This is a genomic window from Castellaniella caeni NBRC 101664, from assembly GCF_001592225.1.
In the GTDB taxonomy this organism is placed as follows: Bacteria; Pseudomonadota; Gammaproteobacteria; order Burkholderiales; family Burkholderiaceae_B; genus Castellaniella; species Castellaniella caeni.
In genome coordinates this window covers 1-13,255 of sequence record NZ_BCWN01000036.1, presented here as the reverse complement: position 1 = coordinate 13,255, position 13,255 = coordinate 1, and the positions used below count along the sequence as shown (strand labels likewise).

Annotated in this window: 11 protein-coding genes and 1 pseudogene; 4 read left to right on the top strand and 8 right to left on the bottom strand. The window is 55.6% G+C overall.

Features of this window, described 5'->3' with window-relative positions:
* Nucleotides 1–29 precede the first annotated feature (29 nt).
* Nucleotides 30–1,591: pseudogene (locus CCA01S_RS14760) on the bottom strand (IS3 family transposase).
* A 446-nt stretch (nt 1,592–2,037) separates the two neighbouring features.
* Here CCA01S_RS14760 and CCA01S_RS16255 point away from each other — a divergent pair.
* The 4 genes from CCA01S_RS16255 (at nt 2,038) to CCA01S_RS15470 (ending at nt 3,837) form a co-directional block, all read left to right on the top strand.
* Nucleotides 2,038–2,166 carry a hypothetical protein gene (locus CCA01S_RS16255; protein WP_258005692.1) on the top strand — a complete coding sequence of 43 codons (129 nt, stop codon included), beginning with the start codon at nt 2,038–2,040 and terminating at the stop codon, nt 2,164–2,166.
* A 77-nt stretch (nt 2,167–2,243) separates the two neighbouring features.
* A complete protein-coding gene (locus CCA01S_RS16250; protein WP_258005693.1) occupies nt 2,244–2,366 on the top strand; it encodes a hypothetical protein in 123 nt (40 codons plus the stop codon).
* Nucleotides 2,367–2,374: 8 nt separating this feature from the next.
* A complete protein-coding gene (locus tag CCA01S_RS15765; RefSeq protein WP_146030667.1) occupies nt 2,375–3,016 on the top strand; it encodes a GatB/YqeY domain-containing protein in 642 nt (213 codons plus the stop codon).
* Nucleotides 3,013–3,837 carry a ubiquinol-cytochrome C chaperone family protein gene (locus CCA01S_RS15470; protein ID WP_084386823.1) on the top strand — a complete coding sequence of 275 codons (825 nt, stop codon included), beginning with the start codon at nt 3,013–3,015 and terminating at the stop codon, nt 3,835–3,837. Before CCA01S_RS15765 ends, CCA01S_RS15470 begins: the two co-directional genes overlap by 4 nt.
* 446 nt (nt 3,838–4,283) lie before the next feature.
* Here CCA01S_RS15470 and brxL read toward each other — a convergent pair whose 3' ends face one another.
* From brxL to CCA01S_RS14715, 7 genes are all read right to left on the bottom strand, one after another.
* Nucleotides 4,284–6,365: a BREX system Lon protease-like protein BrxL gene (brxL, locus tag CCA01S_RS14745; protein WP_066459863.1), complete on the bottom strand. Its 2,082-nt coding sequence runs from the start codon at nt 6,363–6,365 to the stop codon at nt 4,284–4,286.
* A 9-nt stretch (nt 6,366–6,374) separates the two neighbouring features.
* Complete coding sequence (gene pglZ, locus CCA01S_RS14740) at nt 6,375–8,879, bottom strand: BREX-1 system phosphatase PglZ type A (protein ID WP_066459861.1); 2,505 nt, start codon at nt 8,877–8,879, stop codon at nt 6,375–6,377.
* Nucleotides 8,880–8,989: 110 nt separating this feature from the next.
* Nucleotides 8,990–9,631 (bottom strand): DUF4276 family protein, encoded by a 642-nt coding sequence (locus CCA01S_RS14735; protein WP_066459858.1) that lies wholly within the window; start codon nt 9,629–9,631, stop codon nt 8,990–8,992.
* Nucleotides 9,625–10,791 carry an AAA family ATPase gene (locus CCA01S_RS14730; protein ID WP_066459856.1) on the bottom strand — a complete coding sequence of 389 codons (1,167 nt, stop codon included), beginning with the start codon at nt 10,789–10,791 and terminating at the stop codon, nt 9,625–9,627. The genes CCA01S_RS14735 and CCA01S_RS14730 overlap by 7 nt, the downstream gene beginning before the upstream one ends.
* 7 nt (nt 10,792–10,798) lie before the next feature.
* Nucleotides 10,799–12,565 (bottom strand): BREX-1 system adenine-specific DNA-methyltransferase PglX, encoded by a 1,767-nt coding sequence (gene pglX / locus CCA01S_RS15465; RefSeq protein ID WP_084386822.1) that lies wholly within the window; start codon nt 12,563–12,565, stop codon nt 10,799–10,801.
* Nucleotides 12,565–12,786, bottom strand: a complete 222-nt coding sequence (locus CCA01S_RS14720; RefSeq protein ID WP_066459855.1) for a hypothetical protein — start codon at nt 12,784–12,786, stop codon at nt 12,565–12,567. Before CCA01S_RS14720 ends, pglX begins: the two co-directional genes overlap by 1 nt.
* Nucleotides 12,780–13,255: hypothetical protein (locus tag CCA01S_RS14715; RefSeq protein WP_232305145.1), on the bottom strand; the 476-nt coding region annotated here is incomplete at its 5' end. The genes CCA01S_RS14715 and CCA01S_RS14720, both read right to left, overlap by 7 nt.

The following is a 13,255-nucleotide window of genomic DNA, read 5'->3' as shown; positions in this document are numbered from 1 at the left end:
GGAAGAAGTCAAGGTAGTTGTCGCCCGTGTCATGCACTCATTTCGCTATCCAGTGGCACTCCATGATTGATGGCAGCATCGCGTTCGGGGTTGAGCGTCACGGCGCCGACCGGCGCCCAATTGCGGGTGGCTCCCGACCAGCGTGCCGGGTTCATCGCCCGCGCCCGCTGGTAGAGCTTGTGGCGCGCCTGCAAGATGGCGAGGTCCTGCCCAGCGTGACGCTGTGCCGGGGTGACATAGCGGATGCCGCTGTGAAGATGCTCGCAGTTGTACCATTGCACGAAGCGTCGGCCCCACTGGCGCGCCGCCTGCAGATCAGCAAAGCCCCTGGCAGGGAACTCAGGCCGATATTTTGCCGTCTTGAAGAGGGACTCGACGAAGGCGTTATCGTCCGAGACGCGCGGCCTGGAATACGAGGGCTTGATCCCCAGCCAGTGCAGCAGTGCGAGCACCGTCGTCGCCTTCAGGGTGGCACCGTTATCCCTGTGCAGTATGGGTTTGTCAGCCATGGCGTGGATTCCTTCGGCAAGGCTCGTGCGCTTGAGCAGGGCCACGGCATGCCTGGAATCGTCAGTTTCGTGAATCTCCCAGCCAACGATCTTACGGCTGTACAGATCCATAATCAGGTACAGGTAAAACCACCGGCCTACTACCTGGGCAGGCAAATAGCTCATATCCCAACACCAGACCTGTCCTGGGCCCGTCGCCACATGAGTGGTGGGCTCACGTCGGCGGCTCGGTGCGCTGGCCCGGCCACGATGGCGCAGCTGGCCTTCGGCACGCAGCACCCGCTGGAAGCTCGATTCGCTGGCAAGATAGATCCCCTCATCGGCCAGTGCGGGAACGATGCGCGCGGGCGGCTGATCGGCAAAGCGCGGGGCATTGGCTACCGCAACCAGTTGTGCACGTTCATCGACGCTCAGCGTGTGTGCGGGCTGAGGCCGCACCGCGTCGGGGCGCCGGTCACCATGGACAAGCCCCGCGTGGGCGCGCCAGCGCTGAAGTGTACGCACGTCGATGCCGGCTTCCTTGCAGGCTTTGTGCAGACGCGCTCCATCGGCATGCGCTTGCTCAATCAAACGAACCATGTCCTGGCGATCCTTCAGGGCGATCATGCGTCCTCGCCCTCGTCCGTTGGAAAGATCGCCGAGAGTTTTTTTCGCAGCACCAGCAGCGCTGTCGTCTCAGCGAGCGCCTTCTCCTTGCGCCGCAGATCGCGTTCGAGCTCCTTGATGCGCCTGCGATCGGCCTTGGTCTCAGACTGGCTCGCAGGCCGATCCCGGGGGGCGGCCAAAGCTTGTGCGGCAGTCTCGCATCAGCGTGTGATCTCTTGGGGGTACAAACCGTTTTCGCGGCACCAGGCGCTTTTACCTGCCTCGTCCATCGAAGCCGTCGCGATCAGCGCTTCCAGGCGCGCCTGTGCCGTCCAGAGGCGATGCTCGCTAGGCCTCGACAGCGTCGCTGCCAACCAACGTTCCAGCGTAGCCGCCGAGATAGCCAGTTCCTGCGCGACCTGCTGCACAGGCGCGCTCTCAGGCGGCAACAGTCGTGCCACTGCACGATCCTTGAATTCTTGTCCGTATCGAGCCAATTTGTCCTTCCATCATCACCCTCGTGTTGAAGATTCTATCGGAGCGACAACTATTCTGACTCAGAGGGCAGTGCCCCGGTCGTGTCGAATTCCCAGGTCAGAGTCACACCGGCGGTACCGGCGGCAGCCTGGATGGCTGCCCGTTCTTTAGGGCTCAAATGACTGTACTGAATTCCCATTGCGATACCTCCGATCTGACCTTAGATCCGGGACATACGAGGCAAATGCGACCGCAATGGCTCACTGCTTGGTGAGCAGCACTTGGGTCCCCCTCTGCGCTTCCATCCAAGATATTTATAGAATAGGAGTCCACACGCTCCAATTGTATAATAGAGAGTAGCGTATACACTTCATTTTATAGTTCACACACCTAATTTCTCTTGTAATCTCTAGTCACTGATTGCCTCAACGTAAATCAACACAGCCTACAACCTAAAGGAACAGAAATGAGTGACATCATCAAAGCGATTAGCGACGTAGCTAAAGATGCAGACCCGGCTACAAAATTCTTTGCGGTGGGCAGCGCAGCCCTTCTTGGGCTCGCTCTAATAGCTAAGGGCCTAAACGTGAAGTAAGGACGCAGCACATCAGATACCACTGACTGTTTGAATATAAATCAGCACAATCTACAGTCGAGCCTAGAGGAATAGAGATGAAAGATATTATAAAAATGATTGAAGAATTAGCCAAAGAAGCAGGATCTGATGGCGTATTCCTTGCTGTCAGCAGCATTGCTCTACTTGGACTCGCCATGGTAGCCAAAGGCGAAAAGTAGAGGCCTATATGTCAGATGACAAGATCGCACAGGGAGATGAACAGTTCAAAGCCTTATGCAAGTCACTTGGCGAGAACATCGGAGCAGCCTTAAGCGTTGGTGGCCCGCAACGTGATGATGGGCGAGCGGGGGGGCTGCGAAACATTGATATATTCAGACAAACCGGTATTGCCCGCAGCACTCTTCAGACGCTCAGGCCCAAGGACGGAAACCACGTGCCTAATAATCCGGATCTGCGCACGCTTAACCGTTTGGCAAATCTCCTCGGTGTGCCCGTAGCGTTTCTTCTTATGACGCCAGAAGACTGGGAGATGTTAATTAAGGCAGTTGGCGATATCCAATCCATAGGGCGAGCTGCTCGCGAAATTTTGGGTAGTCAATTTGGAACTCATACAACTGTGCGACAGGTGCTTGACCGCGAGGGTCTGCTCAAAATTCCTAGACCCTCTAGTACCGCATCCAACCCGCACGAACAAGCTCAGCGCGATGAAATCAACGAGAATCGTCGCCGGGCTAGTCATGTCATGGGCGCACTAATGTTAAGACAGCCAGAGCACCAGGCGCGTCACGCTCAACATGTCGCTCTTGTCGGGTTAGCCGCATCAATTACCAATCAAATCAAACAACTCAATAAAGGTATTCTCCCATGACTTACACCCCCGACTCAGACCTGGACCCCTTGCTTCTAAAATCAGAAAATGAGGATATCCATATTCTCATTGACCACATAACCGACAAAGGAGAAGGGCGGCTCGCGCTTTCTGCAGATTCTTGCGAACAGCTTTTACACGCTAGACTCTCGAACAAAATCTCGCCTGAAGATGTTGCACTTATCTCCACGGAGCTAAGAAGCTTTGGTGGAAATAGTCTCTTCAACCTCTTTCGAGGCGGCAATGGTGTGCCCTACAAAGAGCTTCTGTGTGATGTGGCTGATCACCTCAAGGTCAACTACAACAAGAATAATGACTGTGCCAAAATTGAAATGGAGATTCTGCTAAAGGTGCTAGAGCAGTCCATTGAGAAGATGTCAGATCAAGAACGTAAGGAGCTATTTGAAAACCTAGGTGGAAAATTCACCGGCACAGGCCCATTGATGATGGCCTCGCTACAAGCTGCCATTAGTGCATCAGGCTTTGCCGCGTACAAACTCGCCGCAATCGTGGCTCAATCAACTGCCAAAGCCATTCTTGGTCGAGGCTTGGCTTTCACAGCAACTGCTCCGCTGATGCGGGGAATCAGTGTATTTGCAGGCCCAATTGGGTGGGCAATTACCGGGGTCTGGACCGCTTTCGATCTGGCAAGCCCAGCATATCGAGTCACCGTGCCTTGCGTAGTCCAGATAGCCTACATACGCCAAAAGTCACTGTCTAAAAAAACCGACGTCCATTGTCCTAAATGTCACGCCCCTGTGACAGTCGGCGCTAAGTTCTGCGGTGAGTGCGGCGAGCGTCTCAATCAGTCAGCCCAATAGGAGGTACCTCGTGATAAAAACTGTTCTGGCTACCATCGGCCTTTTCGTCGTTGTCCAAAAAAGCTATGAGTTCTATTGCGACTACCAAGAGCTAAAAAAAGAAAATGAATTTTTCCACAGGCAGGAGAAAACGGGTGAGCACGAGCGTTATTGAAAATTATGTATTTTGGCAAAGGCTACGAATATAATTTCATTCGTCGCGACCATGATGGTCAGTCAGCCAGGCCACCTTCAGGGCTGAACGTACACGGATCAAGGAACTTGTGTGGGAGTTGCGCCGCAAGGGTGCCACCTTGGCAGAGATGACAGTCGAAACGTCTCTGCCTCCGGTATTTCGGCGCTCCCGGCAGATTAAGCAACCACCTGCCGTGGTCCCCAGGGGGTGGATCCTCACCTCCTGGGCCTGTGTAAAGTTATCCATTGAGTTTGACTTCTATCTGTGATCGTCATTGACGAATAAACGTGACCTCAAATGCCTTGCACGCCCGGTATTGCTGCAGCCGGTTGGCGAAGCTGAAGGCATCGTTCATCTCGTAGTGCTGGAAAATGTCCAGCCCACGATCCAAAGAAATTTTCCAGCCGTGGTCGGTCACGATGTGGCGGGCGTGCAGTGCCCCGGTCGTGTCAAATTCCCAGGTCAGCGTCACACCTGCGGCACCGGCCGCAGTCTGGATTTTCTCGAAATATTCCCGTTGCTGCTCCCCCTTGAACTCGTCCTCGACTGTGATGACGTGCAGGGTCATTTCCTCGTCATCTGCCTTGGCCTTGACCAGCGTTTCGATAAATTCCATCAGATTGCGCACCTGGTAGAAAAGGCGCAGGTACGGGTCGGTCAGCGTGATTTGGGTGGCACCCAGCAGGTACGGTCGGAACAATTTGTCGTAGGACAGCCCTTTTTGATTTTCCTGGAAAACCAGGTGCTGCTCTTTTGGCTGGGGGGCTAAGTCGTGTGGCTGCCGGCCCGACGCAATGTCAGTGTGATCTGCTTGTGGCGTAATGGTTTTGGTTGGCGCATCGTCCGTGGTGTGGTCAGGTGCCGACGCAATGTGATCGGTCGAAGTCTGGTGATACTGGCCGGGGTACTCAGTCTCTTCCAGCGTCTGAACAAGGTGCTCATTTCCGACACTATCCTGGTAGGCAAAGCGCACAGGCGTGTACGTACTGTCGATGCGCAGCAGCTGGTCCTTGACCCGTTTGCGCCCTTCAATCGCAAAGCGCAGGATTTCCTCGGTTTCCTCCTTGTTGGCCCCATCATGGGGGTACAGGATCTTCATCAGACCTGAAAATGTCTTGTGAATCCCGTCACGATCGCGGGTGGAGATATCGGCCGACAGCTTGAAATGCGCCTGGTAGCGGTCGGAATAATCGTGGTTGCGCAGCGCCCGCAGGATCTCGGCCAGGTAATCCACCACAAAGCCGTAGCCGCTGGAAAACATTTCGCTGCGGATGATGTCTACCTCCCAGCCTGGGATGTAGTAGTGCAGGCGATCCAGAAATGCGGAATCGTAGAATTTTTCGGACAGGTCGCAGAACAGATCGGCATGACGCAGCATATAGGGCACCGTGTGCTGCGTGTTGCCCACAAAAACCATCGATGCCTCGGCACCCAGGGTCTCCACCCCGCGAGAAAACGACTTGTTGGCCATGTAGTTCTTCATGATGTCCACCAGGGCCTTGTCCACGCGCTTTTGCTGGCCAGCAAACTCGTCGAAGGCGACACAATCCCAGTAGCCCACCAGGCCGATTTTGCCGGATGAGTTATTGACGAACAGTTTGGGTACGGTGACTTCGCCACCGGAAATCAGGATGCCATGGGGGGAAAATTCCGAGTAGATGTGGGATTTCCCCGTGCCCTTGGGCCCCAACTCGATCAGGTTGTAATTGCGCTCGCAGAACGGGATCAAGCGCACCAGCTGGGTCAGCTTGCTGCGTCGGCTCATGAATTCCGGATTGAAGCCGATGCTTTGCACGAGCAGGTCGATCCACTCGTCCGTGCTGAACTGGGCACGTGCCTGCAGATATCCGTCGTAGTCGAAGTGCGACAGCTGGATCGGTTTCAGGCTGGCCAGCACCCAGGGCACGGCGTCCTTTTCTTCCGTATGCTCGTATTCGATGTCGGCGATGCACCAGACGCCGCTGACCAGCAGTTTGGGGTGGGCCTTGACGGTGCCGGATTCCACCAACACCTTCTTGATGCCCAGGTTGGAAAATTCTGCCTCGTAGACGTCGGCCTTGTCGTTCAGCGACACGCTGATCTTGTCAATGACCTTGTAGCGGCCCTTCTCGCGGATATTGGAACGGATCAGCCCGGCTTCGTTGCGGTGCACGTAGTGCTGGGCCAGGATGTCCTTGACGCGCTCGATCCCCGCCTGGATCGTGGCTTCATCGCTGGTGGCACAGTATTGCCCCAGCAGGTATTCCAGCACATAAGACGGTACGATGGCATTGCCCTTGACCGTCTTGACCAGGTCCTTGCGCACCACCAGACCGGCAAAATGTTGGTTCAGCTTCTCGTCCAGCGCATTCATGGCGGGTCCTCAAAAGTCAAAGTCGCTGGTGAACGACCGGCGCATGGTGTAGCGCAGCGTCTTGTATTCGCGATAGTGGGTGGTTCCAGGCACTTGTTCTTCCAGCCGCAGGATCACTTCCTGGCCATTGGCGGCGTCTGCCTTGCGGCTGAGCACAAAGCGCAGCGGCAGTTCGCGTTCACGCGGGTTATCCGAGACCAGATCAAACACCTGGGTATGGCAGTCGGAAATCAGCTCGCCCGATTCTGTGTAGATGCCGGCCCGCAGGCTGCGTGGCTGGATCTTGTCGGTGACGGCTTCCGTCTGGTAGAGCGTCACGGCCAGCTGGCCGGAGGTGATGATGGCGCTGGCCCCGCGCAGGATCTCCACCTCGACCTGGGTGATGTCGCTCTGGCGCTTCTTGTTGATTTTCAGCACCGGGATGACGACTTCCTGCAGGGTGGCCCCGCCATGCACAAAGCGGCTGCCAGAGCCCTGGCGGCGCAGGCGGTTGATGGACTTGGGGATACGGATCTCGACATCGCCCGACAGGCCCAGCGCTGGGGATGTCCAGCCGTGCAGGCTGGGGGAATCGGCCAGCCCTTTGCCCAGCACGAAGCGACGGTCGCGGTACAACACGGCCTGCCCGGTGACTTCGGCGGCCAGAAAGTCGCTCTCGGCCAGTTCCCGGTCCTGGTAGATGAAGCCGTGGTCGGCCGTGATCAGGATATTGCTGACGTTGGCTGCCGTCAGCTTTTTCACCAGGCGCAGCAGGTCGTCCAGCGTGGCGTCGGCGGCCTCGAAGGCCTGGCCCTCGGAATGCATTTTGTCGCCGGTGTGGTCGATGCGGTTGTGGTACAGATAGACCACATCGTTGGCTTTCAGTAGCTCGCGGCTATCGTCGCGGTTCAGCTGCATGAAGTCATCCGCTTTGATCGCCAGGCCCCGGCCGCGCAAAGCGGCTTGCAGGATTTTGGTTCGGTTGGCCGTGCCCTGGGTGCTTTGCCCATCGGCCAGTACGGTGCCGGTGTCGTTGTTGGCAATGGCCAGCGTCTGATGCGGCAGCAGGGCCGCCATGCCCAGCTGGGTGTAACTGGGCAGCATGGACAGTGCTGGTTCCAAGGTGGCGCCGTAGCGGTCTTCCTGGCGGATGCGGCCCAGCAGTTCCTCGCCAACCTCGTAGCGCATGGCGTCGGAAATGATCACGCAGACCTTGATGTCCTTGTCCAGAAAGGGCTGCACCCAGTAGCGGTAAAACTCATCCTGACGTTTCACGGGCTGGGCTTGCCACAGGGCGGATTGTTCCACCTGCTGGCTGAAGCCGTCACCTAGGGTCAGCAGGAAAGTGTTGGTGTACAAGTTCTCGACCTGATCCAGCAGCGGCCCCATCAGGGATGCTTGGCCCGACTTGCGCACGTGGAAAATGAACTTGCGGTAATGTTGATCCAGCCGGTACCAGTGCTGGCTGTAGCGCTGCACGCCTTCGGCCAGGCTGCCCATGTGCAGGTCGGATTCGGCCAGGGCCTGGGTCAGCAGGCTGGCCTGCTCGATGGCTTCATACAGGTCTTCAAAGCCCTGATACCAGTGACTCTGGCGGCGCTGGCGTACCCACTGCGAGACCTCACCACTGGATACGGTTCGGGCCACTACGGCGCGCACCAGGTCGCTGATGATTTTCTGGTCGATCAGACGAAAATAATCCAGCGCCATCAGGTCGCGGAAATCCCGCTGGGCCAGGTCGTGTTCGATATCCAGAATCTGAGCGCATTGCTTGGACAGGGTGACAAAGCCGATCTCAAAGCGGCGGCTGTCCTTCCAGCGCTTCAGAAACACCAGGGCGTCGCCATTCAGCCTGACCGGGCCGTCGGTCCCCATGGCGTAGCAGGATTTGAAAAGCTCGATGGCAAAGTCCCGTACCCCCGGCGATGTCGACTGGTACCCATAGCAGCGAGCCATCTGTTCCCACAGCACGGTATCCAAGTGGCAGCGTTCGATCAGGTGGATGGCGTCTTCGTCCTCGTTGGCCAGATCCTGCAGCAGACTGGCCACCACATCATCCAGGCCGGGGTCGCTACCCGCGCACACGGCCAGCATCTTCAGGCGGATATGCCCCTGCGTATCATCAGACTGCAGGCTGGCCTTCAGCTTTTCCAGGCGCTTGGCCGATTGGAAAAATTCCGTGTGCTGCTGCACAACCGGGGCGAAATCCAGGCCCAGCTCCAGGTCAGACAGCCAGATGGCCGTCTGGTCGGTGCGGAATTCCCCGTAGGCCAGTTGCACGTCCAACAACCAGTTGTCGGTGTCTTTGGCGGGCAGCGGGCCGTCCTGGTACAGCAGGAATTTCTGCTGGGGTTCTTCGCGCAGGATGCGGTACTTGAGACCAAACTCGTTGTTGGCCACCGTGATGCACTGCACATCCGGTAGATCCAGAGAATCGAATTCCGTGCGAAATTCCTGCTGCGCGTCGTGCCAGAACACGATGCGGTGCTTGTCGAACAGTCGGCTCAGGGCCTGGGTGATGCGGGGGTTGGTCAATCTTTGGGTTCCTTTCTGACTCTAGCCGTGACTCTAGCTGCAACTCTAGCCGTGGGGGTAGACGGCTTGTGCACTGACTTGCTCATTAATTTACTCACCACTTGCTCACGTCAGCGTGTTTCCTGGAGTGTTTCGATCAGCCGTTGTGCCCACGGGGAGGCTTGTGTGACTTTGGCAGGATCCGTCAGGGCCAGCAGGTCGAATGAATGCTTGCCCTTGCCATAAGCCCCTTTTTGGCAGCTTTTGGTCGCGTCCTTCAGCGCACGGTACAACGCATCCTTGTCCACTAGCTCCAGGGGGTTGGCTGCATTGGGTAGTTTTTTTTCGTGGAAACTTTGGCCAAAGTACTTTTTCAGCGTACTGGGATCGGCTACTAACCAGGCTTCCATACATTGCACCATCAAGTGGCAATCCAGATCGCTTGCACCATCTGGTTTATTCCAACCATCACCCTTGCGTTGCTTCAGGTGCAGCCAGGGTTTCCATTTGGCACGATCAGCCTGCAAGCTGCTATTTCCGGGCTGCGCCTCGGGACTCACGGGTGCTTCGCTATCAACCAGCAGGATGGCAGCCTTTCCAGCATGCAGGGCCGTGCAGTACGAGTCATAGGTATCCTCTCGACTGCCACAGGCTACGATTCGTAGCTTGTCATCAATCAATCCAGCAGCTTCCAAGAATAGTCTGAATCCTTTCCGGCACTCTGCCTTCAAAGACCCGGCCGTGCCACCGCCTTCAACATACAGCGTTACCATCGTGTCCCCCCAATCTCGCCGCGTGTCCAGAGTTGTCCCAGGCGATACTTTTCCAGCCAGGGCTGCAGTTGGACAGCATCCAGCCGGGTCAGGTGGGTGCCTTGTGCAGATCGTTCAGCCACGATAATGGCTTCAGGTTGGTCGCTCAGCGCATCGACCAGGCTGTCGGAGTGGGTGCTGACAATCAGCTGGGTGCGGGTGGATGCTTCCTTCAGGAGTTCCGCCAGGGTGGGCAGGACGTCTGGGTGCAGGCCCAGCTCGGGTTCCTCGATGCAAACCAGGGGTGGGGGATTGGGATGGCATAGCACGACCAGCAGGCACAGATAGCGCAGGGTGCCATCGGATAGCCGTGTGGCCGGAATCGGGATGGACCCCTCGTGGAAGAATACCTGGACGGTACCGCCTTCGAACTGCACATGGTAGTCGGTGATGCCCTCGTAGAGGGCCTGCAGGGCAGTGAGCAGGCGCTGCTTGACGGCGGGCTGGTTGCTCAGCCGATTCAGGACTAGCCCCAGGTTGCTTGCGTCGGGCTCCAGATGCACATTGGGCAGATCAGTTTTCTGGGGAGCGCGTGGTGCGGTGTACCGTCCAAAGCTCCATTCGCGGTACAGCCGGATCTTGCCCAGCGTCTGGCCCAGCCAGGTGATTTCCGGATACTGATCGGGATCCTTGCGCTGGGACAAAATGGATTTTTCGAGATCGACATCCTCTTGCCGTAGCGCACGTTTTTCGCTGCCCACATTCAGAACGGGCCTGCCGCGATTGAAGTGGTAATAAAAATAGGGTTCCGCGTACTGTTCGTCCTGGGGAGCCTCATTTTCCACCCGCTCATCGACGATCTCAAAGCGCTGCCCGACTTCGGTGAAAGCCAGCGTGTATCGCAGGTTCTGCTTGCCCAACGGGTTGGAGAGCACAAAATCCAGGGACGCTTCGGGCGTGGTGCTGCCGCCCTTCCAGAGCCAGTCTCGCACACCTCCACCATCGCGGATGGGGTCCATCAATTTGTCCGGTGCGCTTTGCAGCAGGGTGATCGACTCCATCAGGTTGGACTTGCCAGACCCGTTGGGACCAATCAGCACATTCAGCGGCCCCAGCTGCAGCGCCTTGGCGGATGGCCCGAAGCTCAAGAAATTATTCAGTTGAATTGAATGAATCAGCATAGTGCCCTCAATCGTCGTCCTCGGCATCCAGCCCCGGGATCTTCTTCAGCGCAGCGCCGAACCTTGGGTAGTTGGCCTTCACGCCATCATCCAGATCGATTTCGATCTGTTGCGTGGCCAAAGGATAAAGGACATCGCGTTCATAGTCTTCCAGCTCGGCCATGACCTTGGTGACCTTGTCGATTTCCTTCAGGGCTTTGGTCTTTTCCCCCTGGCTGCTGCCGGCGCTGATGCTGGTGGCCTTCAGGTGCTGCAGGTGGGCGTCCAGCTTGGCACGGAATTCGCGCAGGTAATCATTCAGCACCACGCTGACGGTATCCGGGCGATAGCGGTGCATATAGATCAGCGCATTGAAGCTGCCCTTGGGGCTGGAGAACAGCCAATAGATCGGGCGCTTCTTGTAGCGCTTGACGTGGTCGGTGTAGAACTCACCAAGGAAGTAATCGCGCAAGGTGTAGTTGCGCTTGCCCTTGACGTTCAGGGCCTGCTCGATGAATTGCAGGTTTTCCTTGTAGTGTTCCTCGCCAAAGGTGATGCGCAGAAACTGCCGGAAGCGTTCCACGATGTCGTCGGCAAACCAGTCGCCATCCAACATGGGGATGACGTTATCTTTGTCCGGCGTAAAGCTGGGTTGTGGCACCTGTTTCAGATAGTCAGCCAGGGGCTCACCCTGGTTGGCCAGGATCAGCCCTGGTTTGTCCAGAGAATAACGACCCAGCATGCAGCCCACGGCGTAGGAAATGAATTCCCGCATGGTGTCGGCCAGCAGCAGGGCTTCCAGCTCGTCCTCGGTCTTGTTTCCGCTGTAGCGGTAGTGGGGGTTGCAGGTGAGGGTGATCTCGTCCAGGGGGACTTCGGGGGAGAGTTCGTCTTTCAGGCCGTAGGCGTCGATGAAGATGCGGTTGTTTTCTTCTTCCAGGCGTTGCATTTCCAACGTTATCTTGCGCCAGTGGGTGCGGACGAAGTGGTAGGTTGCTTCCAGTGTGAATCTGCGATGATCGTTGCTCAATAACGGAGAGTCGGTGAAGTCCCAAGAGTTTTCATGTGTATCCCAATCATTTCTAGAAATAGATATCAATGTCGATATTATCGCACCATGTTCTTCTCCAATATTTTCACAATACTCAAGAATCGGTAGTGCGCTAATGTCGCCAACCTGAAAATTCAAGGTGGGACTTAAGAAAGAAACCAATCTCTCAGCTAGGGATGAATTTAAAAATCCTAGTGTCGATTGATTCAAATTCCCAAGGAAAGCCGAAGGCCCAGCGTCATCAGAAATCGAGCCTTGTGGGATGTTTCGAACGCTTAGCTTGGAACTGGTGATTTTTCCCCAGCTAATGCAGGGATTAAAATAATATTTGTGATTTCTTGTTGTGCTTCCGGGGCAATCCCTTATGGCTTTGCCGTCGTTCTGCCAATTAATAACATCTGATTGATTGCCGAACCACTTCCTGAACCCCCCGCCTCTATGGGTGGGGTAGTATTTTTTATGGTTATTGAAGGTGTCTTGGGTGGAGTGACAATAAATATCTAGTTTATTGAAGCTAATCTCTGGCCATGCTCTTATAAAGAGTTCATTCTTTCCCGTGTCCGAGCCTTTGCCTATTTTTCCAAGGGATCCCAATGGTTTTCCGTTGGCAAAAATCTTTACGACAGCATCCGATGCCCAATAAGCAATTGGGCTACCAAGAATCTTCTTAAAGTCAGATGTCGAAGCTCTAAAAAAATGTCTCTCGATATCCTGTTCATGCGTGTTATATTGAATCTCACTCATTATTCCTCTCCCGTCGGCAAAACCTTGCGGCTAAAATCAAACTCAAGTCCATCCAGCACAGGCTTGAACAGCTTGGCCGACGAACGGTAGCCGCTCTGAAACCGGTGCAGCGCCTGTACGTCGATCTTGCCGATCACACAACAATCAGTAATCCCGCCTTTGATCTGCAGCAGGGCACGATGCCGGTTTGTGTTACCCGTTGGGCGATGGGAGATCAACATTTCAACTGCCTGAATTGTCTTGAATAAAAATCAATGTCTTCTGTCAGGACTTTGTCGTAAAAATGCCCAAGTTCTGCGTTCAGGTCATCCAGATTGAAGCGCACTTTGCTTTCTTCGAAATGGCGGCTGTCGAAGTAAGTTGGTCGATTGTTGGGTTTGAAGGCAACGCAGAATAGGCGTTGCCAATCGCGAGGGGCAAAATCAACAAGCATGTCTTGCAGGATTTTGGTGCCTTGTTTGAATTTTCTTCGAATGGCATCATTGTCTATCTTGCTGGGAAACTGATTTTTGAATTCCACAAAGTACAATTGCTTTTTACCTAGATGGATAGCATCCGGTGATGCGGGGAGTTTCTGTCCGCCAAACTTCTTGGTACTAACCTTTCGAAAATTAAAGTCAGGCATGAATATAGTGACATTCAGGCTGTTTGAAGAAGGACAAGACGAGGTCAGGCAGCTTCTGAATTCTT

Excerpts from the sequence above, each read along its gene's own strand:
- brxL (WP_066459863.1), bottom strand. The coding sequence starts at position 6,365 with ATGAATGCGCTGGACGAGAAGCTGAACCAACATTTTGCCGGTCTGGTG.
- CCA01S_RS14730 (WP_066459856.1), bottom strand. The coding sequence starts at position 10,791 with ATGCTGATTCATTCAATTCAACTGAATAATTTCTTGAGCTTCGGGCCA.
- CCA01S_RS14735 (WP_066459858.1), bottom strand. The coding sequence starts at position 9,631 with ATGGTAACGCTGTATGTTGAAGGCGGTGGCACGGCCGGGTCTTTGAAG.
- CCA01S_RS14720 (WP_066459855.1), bottom strand. The coding sequence starts at position 12,786 with ATGTTGATCTCCCATCGCCCAACGGGTAACACAAACCGGCATCGTGCC.
- CCA01S_RS15765 (WP_146030667.1), top strand. The coding sequence starts at position 2,375 with ATGTCAGATGACAAGATCGCACAGGGAGATGAACAGTTCAAAGCCTTA.
- pglX (WP_084386822.1), bottom strand. The coding sequence starts at position 12,565 with ATGAGTGAGATTCAATATAACACGCATGAACAGGATATCGAGAGACAT.
- CCA01S_RS16250 (WP_258005693.1), top strand. The coding sequence starts at position 2,244 with ATGAAAGATATTATAAAAATGATTGAAGAATTAGCCAAAGAAGCAGGA.
- CCA01S_RS16255 (WP_258005692.1), top strand. The coding sequence starts at position 2,038 with ATGAGTGACATCATCAAAGCGATTAGCGACGTAGCTAAAGATGCAGAC.
- CCA01S_RS15470 (WP_084386823.1), top strand. The coding sequence starts at position 3,013 with ATGACTTACACCCCCGACTCAGACCTGGACCCCTTGCTTCTAAAATCA.